Below are 15709 nucleotides of genomic sequence, written 5' to 3' on the forward strand. Positions count from 1 at the left end.
CGAAATAGCGTCATATTCGCAACGATTAATGCCTGTAAGCGCGGCGTTTACAGCCAGATCGCGCATATTCATGATCGCAAATAATAAATGAGCAATAAAAGGAGCGGAGGCCGGCAATCGGGAAATTGCATTGCCGCACAGAGGAAGTTTATTTCATCCCGACAGAGCACCAAACCAACGATAACGAGTAAAATCATAAACTTAAAAAAATGGCCCGCTAATTGCTTATGCCCTGCATTCTCCTTCCTGCAGACACACTCATGACCGCTATAAACTGGAACATTGTTGATCGCGTTATCTTCATCAATTTGAAGAAACGCAAAGACCGATTAACCCGCATCACTAAACAACTTAAAAAGCTGGGTTTAACCGCTGAAAAAATCGTTCGCCTGGACGCGATCAAGCATGAAAAGGGCTACATCGGCTGCACGCAATCGCATATCGCCGCGCTGGAGATGGCACGCGATAACGGCTGGGAGCGCGTGCTGATTCTGGAGGATGACTTTAGCTTCAATGAAAACCAGAAAAACTACGACAATCTCAACCGCTACTTTGCCGCCCTGCCGCAAATCAACTGGCAAGTGGCTTTTCTGGCGGCCAATTACCGCCGAGTCACGCCGTTAAAGAGCGTGGACTATATCGTGCGCGCTAACTTCGCGTGGTGCGCATGCGCCTATATCGTAAATCACCGCTATTACACCACGCTGATTGAAAACTATCACGAGGCGCTGCAGGCGCAATTGCAAGGTGGTGCGCAGGCACAATATGCCCTTGATGTGCACTGGAATAGCCTGATGCAGCAGGATCTTTGGCTGGGCGTATTCCCCAATGCCGGTGCACAACGGCTCGATAAAAGCGATATCGAAAATAGAACGGTAGATTACCGCGCACTCTTCAGAAAACCGTTGAGTCAAATCGTTGCGCCCGCCAAATTCACACCCTCCACTTCAGGCCCAATTAAAGTCGACTTTTACTTCCAGTGGCCGCCGGGTTGGACGAACTTTGAATCGGTGATTGAGGCGATGCAGGCCAATCCCGCGTTCGATTGCCGCATCGTGGTGGTGCCTTACCTGAACTGGAAGGCGAGCGATGTTAATGGCGATATTCAGCGTGAGATTCTGCGTGAAAGAGGGCTGGATTACACAGGATTTGAAGACTATCAGTTGGAGCAGCGTCAGCCCGATGTGGTGTTCTTGCAAAACCCTTACGACGAAGCACGCCCCGAAGCCTTTCGCAGCGACTACCTGCATGAGCGCGGCGTGAAAATCGCTTACATCCCTTATGCGCTCGATACCGGAATTGGCGCAGAGAGCATGGTGTATCAATATAATTTGCTTTGTCAAAATCTGGCGACGTGGATATTTGCCCGCTCGGAAAAACATAAAACTGAGTTTGCGCTGCAGTGTCAGGCAGGAAATCGCCATGTGCACGTTACCGGCCATCCTAAATTTGACCACTATCAGCGTCGTTTCCATCTCACGGATAACCTGCCGGCTCAAACGGTAACCACCTTCCTGTGGACGCCGCATTTCGTACTGCCTGGCGACCAGAAGATGTACACCACGTTCAGCCTTTACTGCTCGGCGTTCTTAAAACTGATTGAGCGTCAGGACATTCATCTGATCATTCGCCCCCATCCGCTGCTGAGCCAATGGATAGGTGAAGCCAACCCAACGGCACAAAGTCTTTATCAGCAGTTACAGCGCGCGTCGCAGCAACACACCAATCTGGAGTGGGATCTCGGGCATGATTACACGCTGACTTTTGCGCGTTCCGATGCACTCATTGCGGACGCCGGTTCCTTCCTGCTGGAATATCTGCCGTCGAAAAAACCCATCCTCTACCTCACTCACGAAACCTGTCACGGTTTGAACCGCACTGCAGAATTCATTTATGACGCCTACGACGTTGCCTGGTGTGAAAAGGATATTTTCACCTTTGTAGACAACATTGTCGCGGGTCACGATGCAATGAAAGTGCGCCGGGAACAAGTCCTGCGTGAGGAACTGCAGATAGAGGAGAAAACAGCGGGCGAGAAAATCGCTGAAATTATTTGTTCATCACTCAGACCGCAAGCGGCGGAATAAAAAATGAAAAATGTAGCCATAATACTTTCTGGCGGTACAGGCACCCGCTTTGGCAGCGACAAGCCAAAACAATTCGCCAAGTTAGCGGGACGTGCCGTGATTGAATACACCATCGAACGTTTTGAAAAATCGGCCGACATTGATGAAATTATTATCGTCTCACAAAATGAGTACATCGATTACATGTGGGAGTTGGTGGCAAAAAATCAGTGGCACAAAGTGAGTAAAGTGGTGAACGGCGGTAAGGAACGTTTTGACTCAACATATTCCGCGCTGAAAACCCTTATCAACTATGACGGTCATTGTAAAATCTTACTGCATGATGCCGTGCGTCCATTAATTAGCGACACTATTATTCGCAAATGCGTAGATGCACTTGAATCCTTTGACGCCGTAGATGTGGTGATCCCCTCAGCAGATACTTTAGTAGAAGTTCACGATGATGGCTGCATTGCCAATATTCCTCATCGTGCCAGCATGCGCCGAGGCCAGACCCCTCAGGCATTTCGTCTGGAAAAAATTCGCCAGGCTTATGAGAAAGCAGCGGCCATGGGTAAGTTTACGTTTACCTGCGACTGCGGAGTATTGCGTAATATGCTGCCTGAAACGCGTGTTATTACCGTAGAGGGCGATGAGAACAATATTAAAATCACCCATCCACTTGATCTCTTTATCGCAGAGAAATTGCTGCAGGAGAAAAGCTCACACGCATTGAATTCTGCAAATCTCGATTTCCTGCGCGATAAGCATATGGTTATTTTTGGTGGAGGTAGCGGAATTGGTCTGGAGATGATGAAAGTTGCCACGCTGTGTGGGGCCAAAGTACATATTGCCAGTCGTTCACATAATGATATCGACATTACTCATCTCGACAGCGTAAAAAACTATTTAACTAACATTGTTGCCGAGCATGGCAATATTGATTTTATCGTCAACACTGCGGGTGTCTTGATTAAGAAACCGCTCTCCACGCTTACTCAGCAGGAAGTGATGGCGCTGATTAACATTAATTATCTGGGAGCGGTAAACGTGGCAATTGCGGCAAAAGAGCGGTTAATCTGCAACTCCGGCATGTTATTGAATTTCACATCCAGTTCTTACACTCGTGGACGGGCTTTTTACGCCCTTTACTCATCGGCAAAAGCTGCGGTAGTCAATCTGACTCAGGCGCTAGCGGAAGAGTGGATTGAGGATAAAGTCAAAGTGAACTGCATCAATCCTGAGCGTACCGCCACACCGATGAGAACCGTTAATTTTGGCGACGAACCTGCAGATTCACTGCTACATGCACGAGACGTTGCAGTAAAAAGCCTGGAAGTTCTCGTGACGCAAGGTACTGGTATGGTTATTGATATTCGCAAAAGTAACTGTAAGAATCAGCCCAGCTAACCATCTATCCCAATAAAAAAGGGCGCCGCAGCGCCCTGTGTTTTCTCAGCAACTTATTTGCTGCCGAACATATCTTTAATCCAACCCGCCACGCCGTCAGAATCTTTCTGCTCATTCTGTGGCTGCTGCTGCTGTTGTTGCTGATGTTGCTGCTGTTGCTGCTCTTGTTGCTGCTGCAACTGCTGCTGTTGTTGCTGAACCTGCTCTTGCTGCTGCTGACACAGCGCGTTCGGATCCAGCGACCACACCGGCAGCGAACGCCATGTGCTGCTGCCCGTACCGCAGATAAAGTTACCGGCAGAATCGATATTCATCTGCGTGATATCTTCCGGCGGCGTCAGCACCAGCGGCATTGGCGCCTGGTTGTCGAGATAGCGACGATAAAGCTGCATTGCACCGCTGGCACCGTACAGCTTCGAGGTTTGGTTGTTATCGCGGCCAACCCAGGTAATCGCCACTTCTTTGCCATCAATACCGGCGAACCAGCTATCGATCAGGTCATTGGTGGTACCGGTTTTGCCAGCCAGATGCGCTTTAGGATAACGCGCACCCAGCGCACGCGCAGTACCGTGATCGGCGACCTGCTGCATGGTGTAGAGCGTCAGATACGCCGCCTGCGCCGGTTCAACACGCTGCGCCTGCGGATAGCTCTGATACAGCACCGTGCCATCTTCCGCAATCACCGAACGCACCGCCGACAGCTCAGCGCGGTTACCGCCGCTGGCAATCGACTGGAACGCCTGCGCCACTTCAATCGGCGTCAGGTTCAGCGCACCGAGAAGCATTGACGGCACCGGATGCAGCTGATCTTTCGGCACGCCGAGCTTGTTCCAGGTATCGACCACCGCATCCAGTCCCAGCGTCATACCGAGGTTGACGGTTGGCACGTTCATCGAGTTGGTCAGCGCATCCACCAGCATCACTTTGCCGCTGAAACGACGATCGTCATTCATCGGTTTCCAGATGCTGCCGTTCGGCTGTTTCAGCGCAATCGGTTCATCGGCGATCCAGCTGTTGAGGCGATAGCTGTTCGGCTGGCTCAGCGCGGTGAGATAGGTGGCCGGTTTTGCCAGCGAGCCAATCGAACGACGTGCCTGCAGCGCGCGGTTGTAACCGGCAAACTGTGGATCGGCACCGCCGACCATGGCGCGCACTTCACCGCTGAAGCGATCCACCACCACCATCGCGGTTTCCAGATCTTTCAGGCCACGCTGTTTTTTCAGCGTTGGAATACCTTCAATCACCGCTTTCTCTGCGGCATCCTGCGAAATCGCATCCAGCGTGGTGAAAATCTTCACGCCGGAGAGATCTTTCATTTTGTCGCCGAGCTTAGCCTGCAGCTCGTTACGCACCATCTGCATAAATGCCGGCTGAGGCGTGATCACGCCGCCTTTTGGCTGCACGCCAAGCGGACGCGCCGACAGCATGTCATACAGTTCCTGATCGATGACGTTCTGCTGCTGCAACAAACGCAGCACCAGATTACGTCGCTCCAGCGCAAGTTTCGGGTTACGCCATGGATTGTACAGCGATGCGCCTTTCACCATGCCGACCAGCATCGCCTGCTGATCGAGGCTCAGCTCATCCACCGGACGACCGAAGTAGTAAAGGCTTGCCAGCGGGAAACCGCGGATCTGGTCATTACCGGTCTGGCCGAGATACACCTCGTTGAGATACAGCTCGAGGATGCGATCTTTGCTGTAGCGCGCATCCATGATCACCGCCATATAGGCTTCGCGCGCTTTACGCCACAGCGAACGCTCGTTGGTGAGGAACAGGTTTTTCACCAGCTGCTGCGTCAGCGTACTACCGCCCTGCACCGCTTTACCGGCGGTGATGTTGGCGAGGAACGCACGACCAATCGAATACGGGCTAATGCCGTCGTGCTCGTAGAAGTGGCGGTCTTCAGTGGCGATCAAGGTGCTCACCAGCAGATCCGGGAAACCGGCGCGCGGCACGAACAGACGCTGTTCACCGTTCGGCGACTGCAACATGGTGATCAGGCGCGGATCGAGGCGGAAGAAGCCAAAATCGCGGCCGGTATCGAGGTTTTTAATCTCGCTCAGCTCATTGTTGCTAAAGGTCAGGCGCGCGTTGATCTGCCCCTCTTTGCTGTCCGGGAAATCAAACGGACGGCGCAGCAGATCAATGGTGTTGCCTTTGACGCTAAACTCGCCCGGACGGGTAATGCGCGACACTTCGCGATACTGCGTGCCTTCCAGCAGCGCAATCATCTCTTTTTTGTCGTACGACATGCCCGGTTCAAGGCTGACCATGCGGCCATAAACGGCGGCCGGCAGTTGCCACACTTTACCGTCGATGCGGCTGCGGATTTCCGAGTCGAGATAGACGCCCCAGGCGGCCATCACCACCACAAAGACCAGGAAGAGTTTAATCAACCAGCCCAACCAGCGACGTTTGCCGCGTGGCGGACGTTTTTTACTTTTTGGTGGCACCGGTCCACTCTCCTCATCTTCTTCGTCAAAATCGTCCTGATCGATATCATCATCAAGTTCCCTGCGGCGACCCCGCCGCGCACTGCTGCGCGGCGGCTTTGGCGCTTTTCCTTTGCGCCCGATAGGTTCGCGATCGTTCCCAGACATGCTTTTATTCTCCAGGTATTGCTACGGCGGCGGCCGTTACTCTAACTGCTTTCTCATGCGACGCATGGCAGAACCCTCTGAATTCGATCCACAGCGTTTCACGATGAAAATTTCTTGGTCCGCCTTGTGGGTAAGGCGTTGGCCGGATCGTCCGGCCACGGATGCTTTGGATAGCGCCCTTTCATCTCTTTCTGCACTTCGGGATACGCACCACGCCAGAACGCCGCGAGGTCACGGGTGATCTGCAGCGGACGGTGCGCGGGCGAGAGCAGCTCTAACACCAGCGGTACGCGGCCATCGGCCACCGCCGGATTCTGTGCTTCGCCAAACATCTCCTGAATCCGCACCGCCAGCGCGGGTGGCTTCTCTGCATCGTAGCGGATCGGCAGGCGGCTTCCGGTCGGCACAGTGTAATGAGTTGGCAGCACAGTATCCAGCCGCTGACGTTGTGACCATGTCAGCAAATGTAATAATGCGCTGACAAGGTTGATGCTCTGCAATCCTTTCAGATCGCGTACCGCGCTCATCTCCGGCAGCAGCCAGCTTTCAAGCGTATCGAGCAGGCTTTCATCGTCCAGTGCCGGCCACGCCTCTTCCGGCAGCCACTGCGCGGCACAGTGCACCCGCAAGCGTAGCTGTTCAGCGTCTTCTTTCCAGCCCAGCACCGATAATCCTTTTTCGCGGATCCAGCGCAGCATCGCCGGATGCAATATTTCCGCCTCCGGGCGTGCCTGCGGCTGCGCTTTTAGGACCAGCGCGCCGATCAGTTCGCGTTTCCACGCGCGCAAAGTGCCTTTATCTTCATCCCACTCCACGTCGGTACGCTGCTCAATTAAGGTGGGGCATTCGCGGCGCAGCGCGTCGATATCCACCGGCAGCGCCAGTAACATGCGCGCCTCGGCGGCGCTGGCGCCCTGCAGCAGTGTCGGTGCAATCAGCCACTCATAGCGGCTCAAACCATCCTGCTCGTTAAGCATCGCGCCAATGCCGTTCGCCAGCTGATAGCGCGCGCTGTCGCCACGACGCTGCGCCAGACGATCGGCAAAACCGGCGGCCAGCAGCTGCGGGAACAGGTCGGGATTAATGGTGCCGCCGCTGGCGTTGAGGCGCTTCTGCCACTGACGCGCGCGGCGCTGCCAGTGCGACTGCGGATGGTTAAGCGCATCACGAAGATCGGCGCTGCCGCTGCGTGGCGGATCTTCCAGAATCGCCACCAGCAGCGCGGCGCTGGCGATGGCATCGTTGTTTTGCCCGGCAGCCACCAGAATCGCGCTCAGGCGCGGATCGCTGCCCAACGCGGCCATTTTTCGACCGCGCGCGTTGAGCTGGTGATTCTCCAGCGCGCCTAGCTGGGTTAACCGCTCGCACGCCGCACGCAAGTTGCGCGGCGGCGGCGCGTCAAGCCACATAAGCTGCGACGCATTCTGACATCCCCATTGCAGCAGATCGATCTGCAGCGAGGTCAAATCGCTATTGAGAATTTCCGGTTCACTCTGCGCCGCCGCACGCAGCGCCTGCTCTTGCGGCAGTAAATGCAGGCAGATGCCAGGTTCCAGTCGACCAGCACGACCGGCGCGCTGCGTCATCGACGCCTGGCTGATACGCTGCGTTTGCAGCCGCGTCACGCCGCTGCGCACGTCAAACTGCGCCGAGCGCTCCAGCGCGCTATCGACCACTAAGCGGATACCTTCGATGGTCAAGCTGGTTTCGGCGATGTTGGTCGCCAGCACCACTTTTCGGCGGCCCGCCGGAGACGGCAGGATGGCGCGGCGTTGCGCCTCCAGCGACAGCGCGCCATATAAAGGAGAAAGATCCACCTCGTCACTGACCCGCGCTTCCAGCTCGCGCTTAACCCGTTCGATCTCCGCCACGCCGGGCAGGAACAGCAGCAGCGATCCTGACTCTTCGCGCAGCAGTTGCGCCACCTCGCGCGCTACCGCTTCTTCAAAACGTTGCTGACTGTTGAGTGAGGCATAGCGGCGCGTGACCGGAAAGCTGCGGCCCTCAGAGACCACAAAGGGCGCATCCGGCAGCAGCTGACGCAAACGCTGATTATCGAGCGTGGCAGACATCAGCAGAATTTTCAGATCGTCGCGCAATCCTTGCTGCACATCGAGCAGCAGCGCCAGCGCGAGATCGGCCTGCAGGCTGCGTTCATGGAATTCATCGAGGATCACCAGCGAGACGCCTTCCAGCATCGGATCGCGCTGCAACATGCGCGTCAAAATGCCTTCGGTGACCACTTCGAGGCGCGTGTTGGCACCGCAGCAGTTTTCACCGCGCATGCGATAGCCAACGATGCCGCCCGGCTGCTCGCCAAGCTGTTCTGCCAGACGCTGCGCCACGTTGCGTGCCGCCAGTCGGCGCGGCTCCAGCATGATGATGCGGCCGGGCAATGGGGCGTGTTGCAGCAGTTGTAATGGCAGCCAGGTCGATTTACCTGCGCCGGTCGGCGCCGCCAGCAACACCTGCGGCGACTGCGCCAGCGCGTCCAGCAACGCAGGCAGCACCTCGCTTACCGGTAACTCACTCAAACTCAACTCCCAAAATGCCTGTGCTAAGATGGCGCGCATTGTAGCACTCTGAGGCGCGGATTACCGGAGGCCAACCTGGCAACGCAACGTCTGTTTTTTGCTCTTGAACTGCCCGCTCCGCTCCAGCAACAGTTGGTGCAGTGGCGCGCGGATAATTTTGCTGCCGAAGCCGGGAAACCGGTGGCGGCGGCTAACCTGCACCTGATGCTGGCGTTTCTCGGCGAGGTCAGCGATGAGACGTCACGCAAGCTGCAGCTGCTGGCCTCACGCATCGAACAGCCCGGTTTTGCCCTCGATTTGGATGACGCCGGTCACTGGCCGCGTCCCGGCGTGGTGTGGCTCGGTTGTCAGCGGGCGCCGCGCGGATTACTGCAGCTCGCCAGCCTGCTGCGCGCACAAGCCGCACGTCATGGCTGCGCACAGAGCCCGCAGCCGTTTCATCCGCACGTCACGCTGTTGCGCCAAGCAGCGTCACAGATCGCGCTGCCGCCGCGCGGTTTTCACTGGCGCACCGATATCCGCCATTTTGCGCTGTTCGCTTCGAACGTGACGCGCGGCCGCACACGTTATCAGGCGCTGGCCCGCTGGCCGCTACTATCATCCACAGGAGAGTAAATGGAATTCGATCCGCCGCTTAAACCCGCCCGCTTGATTGCCCGTTACAAACGCTTTTTAGCCGATGTGGTTACGCCAGAAGGTGAAACGCTGACCATTCACTGCGCCAATACCGGCGCGATGACCGGCTGCGCCACGCCGGGCGATACCGTGTGGTATTCGACATCCAGCAGTGCCACGCGGAAATATCCGCACAGTTGGGAACTCACCGAGACCCAACAAGGCCACTGGATCTGCGTGAATACGCTGCGCGCCAATCAGCTGGTGCGCGAGGCGCTGACGCTCGACACGATTCCGGAATTATCCGCTTACAGCCGCTGCCAGCCTGAAGTGAAATACGGCACGGAAAAAAGCCGAATTGACTTCCTGCTGCAAGCGGATGGCCGATCCAACTGCTATATTGAAGTCAAGTCCGTCACCCTTTTACAAGCAGGTAAAGGCTATTTTCCGGATGCGGTGACGGCTCGTGGACAGAAACATCTGCGCGAATTGAGCACCATCGTGGCAGAAGGTCATCGAGCCGTTTTGTTGTTCGCAGTTCTGCATACGGGGATTGAGGACGTTTCCCCGGCACGCCATATCGACGTGCACTACGCAGAACTACTGGAACAGGCGCAGCGTGGTGGTGTGGAAGTTTTGGCGTATCAAGCTCAAATTTCACCGTTAAAGATATTACTTACGCAACCGATTAACGTAGCGTTGTAATATTTAAGGCAATTTGGTGTGATAGGAATGTTCTGGGCGAGGCGCTGAATACGCGATTGTTCAGAGGCTTGTCAAGTAGTGGTCAGGAATAATTGCCAACCTTGATGGCTTCTGCTATTTATAGCGGCCTGTTTTTTTCCCTTTATGGGAATCGATAAGCCCTAAATCGTTTAGGTTGCAGGCACACAGTCAACGCACATGCAACTTGACGTATCTAGGGAAGTGCGTGTTATCCAGGAGAAACAACATGCAAGAAGGGCAAAACCGTAAAACATCGTCCCTGAGTATCCTCGCCATCGCTGGAGTGGAGCCGTATCAGGTGAAACCGGGCGAAGAGTATATGAACGACGCCCAGCTAGGCCATTTCCGTAAGATTCTGGAAGCCTGGCGCAACCAACTTCGGGATGAAGTAGATCGCACTGTGTCACATATGCAGGACGAAGCTGCCAACTTCCCGGATCCGGTCGACCGTGCTGCGCAGGAAGAAGAGTTCAGCCTGGAATTGCGTAACCGCGATCGTGAGCGCAAACTCATTAAAAAGATTGAGAAAACGCTCAAGAAAGTGGATGACGACGATTTCGGTTACTGCGACTCCTGCGGTGTAGAAATTGGTATTCGCCGCCTTGAAGCGCGTCCGACTGCCGATCTCTGCATTGACTGCAAAACGCTGGCAGAAATCCGCGAGAAGCAGATGGCTGGCTAATGGCCGTAAGCAAATTGCTACCGCACAGCCGGGAAAATCCCTGTTTTCCCGACGTGCGGTACACTTCGTTATGAATCCTTCAAACTGCATTGGGCGTTTCGCTCCCTCCCCTTCTGGTGACCTCCATTTTGGTTCGCTGATTGCTGCGTTAGGCAGTTACCTGAGTGCGCGCGCGCAACAGGGACGCTGGCTGGTGCGCATCGAAGATATCGATCCCCCGCGTGAAGTTCCCGGTGCCGCAACGCGTATTTTGCAGCAGCTGGAACATTATGGTCTTTACTGGGATGGCGACGTTTTATGGCAGTCACAGCGCCACGATGCCTATCGCGCCGCGCTAAGCTGGCTGCAAACGCATCGACAAAGTTACTTCTGCACCTGCACGCGTAGCCGCATCCAGCAGCTGGGCGGTTTTTACGATGGTCACTGCCGCGATTTGCAGCTGCCGCCGGACAACGCCGCGCTGCGCCTGCGTCAGCATGCGCCGGTTAGCGGCTTTGACGATCGCCTGCGTGGCCATTTACAGGCTGAAGCGCAGCTGGCGCAGGAAGATTTTATTATCCATCGCCGTGATGGGCTGTTTGCCTACAATCTCGCGGTGGTGGTTGATGACCATTTTCAGGGCGTAACGGAAATCGTGCGCGGCGCGGATTTGATTGAGCCCACGGTGCGCCAGATTGCGCTGTATCAGCAGTTTGCCTGGCCAGTGCCGGATTATCTGCATTTGCCGCTGGCGGTCAATCGCGATGGCAACAAGCTTTCCAAGCAGAATCATGCGCCCGCGCTGCCCGCTGGCGATGCGCGGCCGCTGCTGGTGCAGGCTTTACGCTTTCTTGGTCAGCCGGTTTCGGCTGGCTGGCAGGATGAATCGCTGGAAAGCCTGTTGAAACAGGCCGTCGCGCAGTGGAATATCCGCCTGATTCCGTTGCAGAACGGTCTTAAAGAGGATGAAACGACATCACCATTCCTAAATGGTTCTCAACAGGCTATGATTAGCCGCTGATTTTATTAACACCCTTTTTCTCACTGTCGAGGTGTCCCATTTTTACCCGAGTCGCTAATTTTTGCCGGAGAGTCCTCAAGCGTGATGAGGAGGCGCCTGAAGAGGTGGAAGCTGAAAGTCCTGGTCAGATGACTGTCATTCCACGAGAAAGCCACAACATCTCACGCAAAGATATCAGCGAAAACGCCCTCAAAGTGCTCTATCGTCTGAACAAAGCCGGATTCGAAGCCTACCTGGTTGGCGGCGGCGTGCGCGATTTGCTGCTCGGCAGCAAGCCGAAAGACTTTGATATCACCACCAACGCCACGCCTGAACAGATGCGTAAGCTGTTCCGCAACTGCCGTTTGGTGGGTCGTCGTTTTCGTCTGGCACATGTGATGTTCGGTCCGGAAGTGATCGAAGTCGCCACCTTCCGTGGTCATCATCATGAAGAGAGCGAAGAAGATCGCAACAGCTCGCAGCGCGGCCAAAACGGCATGCTGCTGCGCGACAACATTTTCGGCAGCATTGAAGACGATGCCCAACGCCGCGATCTCACCATCAACAGCCTCTATTACAGCGTGGCCGATTTCACCGTACGTGATTACGTCGGTGGCTTGCACGATCTGCACGAAGGCATCATTCGCATGATTGGCGATCCGGAAACGCGCTACCGCGAAGATCCGGTGCGCATGCTGCGTGTGGTGCGCTTCGCCGCCAAGCTGCAGATGCGTATCGCGGCAGAAACGGCCGAGCCGATTCCGCGTCTGGCAACGCTGCTGAATGACATTCCGCCGGCGCGCATGTTTGAAGAGTCGCTCAAGCTGCTGCAGGCCGGTTACGGCTACCGCACCTATCAGATGATGCGTGAATATCAGCTGTTCCAGCCGCTGTTCCCGATGCTGACGCGCGGTTTCACCGCCGAAAGCGACAGCCTGATGGAGCGTATGCTGGCGCAGGTTCTGAAAAATACGGATACCCGCTTGCAAAATGATATGCGCGTCAATCCGGCCTTCCTGTTTGCCGCAATGTTCTGGTATCCGCAGCTGGAATCCGCCGAACGCATTGCGCAGGAAAGCGGCCTGACTTATTACGATGCTTTCGCCTTGTCGATGAACGAAACGCTTGATGAAGCCTGCCGCGCGCTGGCGATTCCCAAGCGTATCACCACGCTGATTCGTGATATCTGGCAACTGCAGCTGCGCATGTCGCGTCGTCATGGCAAACGTGCGTGGAAGCTGATGGAGCATCCTAAGTTCCGTGCCGCTTACGATTTGATGGCGCTGCGTGCCGACGTGGAAAACAATCCTGAGCTGCAAAAGCTGACGCATTGGTGGGGCGAGTTCCAGGCGGCGGCACCGGTGCAGCAGAAAACCATGATGACCACGCTGGGCGACGATCCGGCCCCGCGCCGTAAACCGCGCCGTCCGCGTCGCCGTCCAACCGGGCCTCGCACAAACAGTACGCAATGACCCGCGTTTACCTCGCTTTAGGCAGTAATCTGGCCGATCCGCTGCATCAGGTTGATGCAGCGTTGGCCGCGCTCGATGCCATTCCGCATACCTCGCGCATCGCCACATCTTCCCTGTATCGCACGCCGCCGTACGGCCCGCCGGATCAACCTGATTACCTCAATGCGGTGGTGGCGCTGGAAACCGCGCTGGACGCTGAGGCGCTGCTCGATCATACCCAGCGTATTGAGCTGGAACAGGGTCGCGTGCGCAAAGCTGAACGCTGGGGACCGCGCACGCTGGATCTCGATATCATGCTGTTTGGCAACCAGACCATTAACACGCCGCGCCTGACCGTGCCGCACTACGACATGCACAATCGCGCATTTATGCTGGTACCGCTGCTGGAAATTGCCCCGCAATTGTCGCTGCCGAATGGACAAGCCTTATCTGTGATTCTTGCCACCCTGGATCGCAGCGCTATCCGTTTGTGGTCTGAGTAAGCCGTAGTACACTGCGCGCATCAGAAAACTCTGGAGCGTGTGATGAAACCAACAACCCTCTCCCATTTACGCCAACTCAAAACCAGCGGGCGCAAATTTGCCACGCTGACGGCGTACGACTTCAGTTTTGCCCGCCTGTTTGCCGATGAAGGCATTCAGGTAATGCTGATTGGCGATTCGCTCGGCATGACCGTGCAGGGCCATGAATCGACCTTGCCGGTCACCGTGGACGATATCGCCTATCACACCGCCGCCGTGCGCCGTGGCGCACCGCTGGCGCTGCTGATGGCCGATCTGCCGTTTATGAGTTACCCCACGCCAGAACAGACGTTTACTAACGCCGCACAGCTGATGCGCGCCGGCGCCAATATGGTGAAGCTGGAAGGCGGCGAGTGGCTGGCGGAAACCGTGCGTATGCTAACCGAGCGCGCCGTGCCGGTGTGCGGCCATTTGGGCCTGACGCCGCAGTCGGTGAACATCTTCGGTGGCTACAAAGTGCAGGGCCGCGATGAAGCCGCCGCTGAACGTCTGCTGGCCGATGCGCTGGCGCTGGAAGCCGCCGGTATGCAGCTGCTGGTGCTGGAGTGCGTACCGGTGGCGCTGGCGGAACGCGTTACGAAAGCGCTGTCGGTGCCGGTGATCGGCATCGGCGCGGGCAACGTCACTGACGGCCAGATTCTGGTGATGCACGACGCCTTTGGCATTACCGGCGGTCACATTCCCAAATTTGCCAAAAATTTCCTCGCAGAAACCGGCGACATTCGTGCAGCGATTCGCCACTATATCGCCGACGTTGAAGCGGGCCTCTATCCAGCCGCTGAACACAGTTTCCAGTAAATCAGGAGATTTGCAGTGCTGATCATTGAAACACTGCCGATGCTGCGTCGTGAGATTCGTCGCTGGCGTCAGGCAGGTAAACGTATTGCGCTGGTGCCCACCATGGGCAACCTGCACGACGGTCATCTGACGTTGGTCGATGAAGCGCGCGAGCGCGCTGACGTTGTAGTGGTCTCGATTTTCGTCAATCCGATGCAGTTTGATCGTCCCGACGATTTAGCGCGCTATCCGCGCACGCTGCAGGACGACTGCGAGAAGCTGAATCGTCATAGCGTGGATCTGGTGTTTGCGCCCGCGCCCGCCGATGTCTATCCCAAAGGCCTGGATAGCCAAACCTTTGTGGAAGTGCCGGGTTTATCATCGCTGCTGGAAGGCGCCAGCCGTCCGGGACACTTCCGCGGCGTCTCCACCATCGTCAGCAAACTGTTTAATCTGGTGCAGCCAGACATCGCCTGCTTCGGCGAGAAGGATTTCCAGCAGCTGGCGATTATCCGCAAGATGGTGGCGGATATGGGCTTCGATATCGAGATTGTGGGCGTGCCAACGGTACGCGCAAAAGATGGCCTGGCGTTGAGTTCGCGCAATGGCTATCTCACCGCCGACGAGCGTAATATTGCAGCCGGTCTTAGCCAGGTGATGAACAGCATGGCCGAACGTCTGAGCAACGGCGAGCGCCATGTTGAAGAGATTATCGAGCAAGCGGAAGTGGCGTTGCGTGAGAAGGGTTTCCGTCCGGATGGACTGGCGATTTGCGATGCCGAAACCTTACAAGCGCTGAACGTGGACAGCCAGCGCGCGGTGATTTTGATGGCCGCATGGCTCGGCAATGCGCGTCTGATTGATAATCAGCAAGTGGATCTGACGGAGTAGTTTTCCGTTGTTTATTGGCAGCTTAACAAGGTTAGACAGTTATGATTCGCACCGTACTTCAAGGCAAACTGCATCGCGTTAAAGTCACTCAGGCAGATTTGCATTACGAAGGTTCCTGCGCCATTGACCAGGATTTCCTCGACGCCTCCGGCATTCTGCAATACGAAGCCATCGACATTTACAACGTCACCAACGGCCAGCGTTTTTCCACCTACGCGATTGCCGCTGAACGTGGCTCGAAGATCATCTCAGTCAACGGTGCCGCCGCACGCTGCGCCTGCGCTGGTGACATCATGATCATCTGCTCTTACGTGCAGGTCGAAGATGAAGTCGCACGCAGCTGGCAGCCGAAAGTTGCCTACTTCGAAGGCGATAACGAAATGAAGCGCCTCGCTAAGGCGTTGCCGGTTCAGGTGGCCTAAATTCAGGGGCG

Annotated in this window: 13 protein-coding genes; 11 read left to right on the plus strand and 2 right to left on the minus strand. The window is 56.0% G+C overall.

Annotation, left to right across the window (positions count from 1 at the left end):
• Positions 1–260 precede the first annotated feature (260 nt).
• Together IB226_RS12045 and IB226_RS12050 are read left to right on the plus strand one after the other, a co-directional pair.
• Positions 261–2087 carry a glycosyltransferase family 25 protein gene (locus IB226_RS12045; RefSeq protein ID WP_192235671.1) on the plus strand — a complete coding sequence of 609 codons (1827 nt, stop codon included), beginning with the start codon at positions 261–263 and terminating at the stop codon, positions 2085–2087.
• A 3-nt stretch (positions 2088–2090) separates the two neighbouring features.
• Positions 2091–3476, plus strand: a complete 1386-nt coding sequence (locus IB226_RS12050; RefSeq protein WP_192235673.1) for a bifunctional cytidylyltransferase/SDR family oxidoreductase — start codon at positions 2091–2093, stop codon at positions 3474–3476.
• Positions 3477–3529: 53 nt separating this feature from the next.
• On the opposite strand, the gene mrcB is transcribed toward IB226_RS12050, so the two are convergent.
• Together mrcB and hrpB are read right to left on the minus strand one after the other, a co-directional pair.
• A complete protein-coding gene (mrcB, locus tag IB226_RS12055) occupies positions 3530–6079 on the minus strand; it encodes a bifunctional glycosyl transferase/transpeptidase (protein WP_192235675.1) in 2550 nt (849 codons plus the stop codon).
• Positions 6080–6177: 98 nt separating this feature from the next.
• Positions 6178–8652, minus strand: coding sequence for an ATP-dependent helicase HrpB (gene hrpB, locus IB226_RS12060; RefSeq protein WP_192235677.1), 2475 nt, complete (start codon positions 8650–8652; stop codon positions 6178–6180).
• A gap of 36 nt (positions 8653–8688) precedes the next feature.
• On the opposite strand from hrpB, the gene thpR reads away from it, so the two are divergent.
• The 9 genes from thpR (at position 8689) to panD (ending at position 15698) form a co-directional block, all read left to right on the plus strand.
• Complete coding sequence (gene thpR / locus IB226_RS12065) at positions 8689–9228, plus strand: RNA 2',3'-cyclic phosphodiesterase (RefSeq protein WP_192236073.1); 540 nt, start codon at positions 8689–8691, stop codon at positions 9226–9228.
• Positions 9229–9933, plus strand: coding sequence for a DNA/RNA nuclease SfsA (gene sfsA, locus IB226_RS12070; RefSeq protein WP_101762065.1), 705 nt, complete (start codon positions 9229–9231; stop codon positions 9931–9933).
• Positions 9934–10180: 247 nt separating this feature from the next.
• Entirely contained in the window at positions 10181–10636 is a 456-nt protein-coding gene (gene dksA, locus IB226_RS12075; RefSeq protein ID WP_007888770.1) for an RNA polymerase-binding protein DksA, read from the plus strand.
• Positions 10637–10706: 70 nt separating this feature from the next.
• Positions 10707–11636: a tRNA glutamyl-Q(34) synthetase GluQRS gene (gene gluQRS / locus IB226_RS12080; RefSeq protein WP_101762066.1), complete on the plus strand. Its 930-nt coding sequence runs from the start codon at positions 10707–10709 to the stop codon at positions 11634–11636.
• Between the two features lie 38 nt (positions 11637–11674).
• Positions 11675–13087: a polynucleotide adenylyltransferase PcnB gene (gene pcnB, locus IB226_RS12085; RefSeq protein ID WP_370579798.1), complete on the plus strand. Its 1413-nt coding sequence runs from the start codon at positions 11675–11677 to the stop codon at positions 13085–13087.
• Positions 13084–13569, plus strand: a complete 486-nt coding sequence (gene folK, locus IB226_RS12090) for a 2-amino-4-hydroxy-6-hydroxymethyldihydropteridine diphosphokinase (RefSeq protein WP_192235679.1) — start codon at positions 13084–13086, stop codon at positions 13567–13569. The genes pcnB and folK overlap by 4 nt, the downstream gene beginning before the upstream one ends.
• Positions 13570–13611: 42 nt before the next feature.
• Positions 13612–14406, plus strand: coding sequence for a 3-methyl-2-oxobutanoate hydroxymethyltransferase (panB, locus tag IB226_RS12095; protein ID WP_110867552.1), 795 nt, complete (start codon positions 13612–13614; stop codon positions 14404–14406).
• 15 nt (positions 14407–14421) lie between these two features.
• Complete coding sequence (gene panC, locus IB226_RS12100) at positions 14422–15276, plus strand: pantoate--beta-alanine ligase (protein WP_101762070.1); 855 nt, start codon at positions 14422–14424, stop codon at positions 15274–15276.
• Positions 15277–15317: 41 nt separating this feature from the next.
• Complete coding sequence (panD, locus tag IB226_RS12105; protein ID WP_007888760.1) at positions 15318–15698, plus strand: aspartate 1-decarboxylase; 381 nt, start codon at positions 15318–15320, stop codon at positions 15696–15698.
• Positions 15699–15709: the final 11 nt, after the last annotated feature.

Source organism: Pantoea sp. PNT03, assembly GCF_014852515.1.
Lineage (GTDB): Bacteria > Pseudomonadota > Gammaproteobacteria > Enterobacterales > Enterobacteriaceae > Pantoea > Pantoea leporis.

Bases quoted from the DNA above. Each gene is read 5' to 3' on its own strand.
- IB226_RS12045 (WP_192235671.1), top strand. From the start codon at position 261: ATGACCGCTATAAACTGGAACATTGTTGATCGCGTTATCTTCATCAAT.
- IB226_RS12050 (WP_192235673.1), top strand. From the start codon at position 2,091: ATGAAAAATGTAGCCATAATACTTTCTGGCGGTACAGGCACCCGCTTT.
- mrcB (WP_192235675.1), bottom strand. From the start codon at position 6,079: ATGTCTGGGAACGATCGCGAACCTATCGGGCGCAAAGGAAAAGCGCCA.
- hrpB (WP_192235677.1), bottom strand. From the start codon at position 8,652: ATGCGCGCCATCTTAGCACAGGCATTTTGGGAGTTGAGTTTGAGTGAG.
- sfsA (WP_101762065.1), top strand. From the start codon at position 9,229: ATGGAATTCGATCCGCCGCTTAAACCCGCCCGCTTGATTGCCCGTTAC.
- dksA (WP_007888770.1), top strand. From the start codon at position 10,181: ATGCAAGAAGGGCAAAACCGTAAAACATCGTCCCTGAGTATCCTCGCC.
- gluQRS (WP_101762066.1), top strand. From the start codon at position 10,707: ATGAATCCTTCAAACTGCATTGGGCGTTTCGCTCCCTCCCCTTCTGGT.
- folK (WP_192235679.1), top strand. From the start codon at position 13,084: ATGACCCGCGTTTACCTCGCTTTAGGCAGTAATCTGGCCGATCCGCTG.
- panB (WP_110867552.1), top strand. From the start codon at position 13,612: ATGAAACCAACAACCCTCTCCCATTTACGCCAACTCAAAACCAGCGGG.
- panD (WP_007888760.1), top strand. From the start codon at position 15,318: ATGATTCGCACCGTACTTCAAGGCAAACTGCATCGCGTTAAAGTCACT.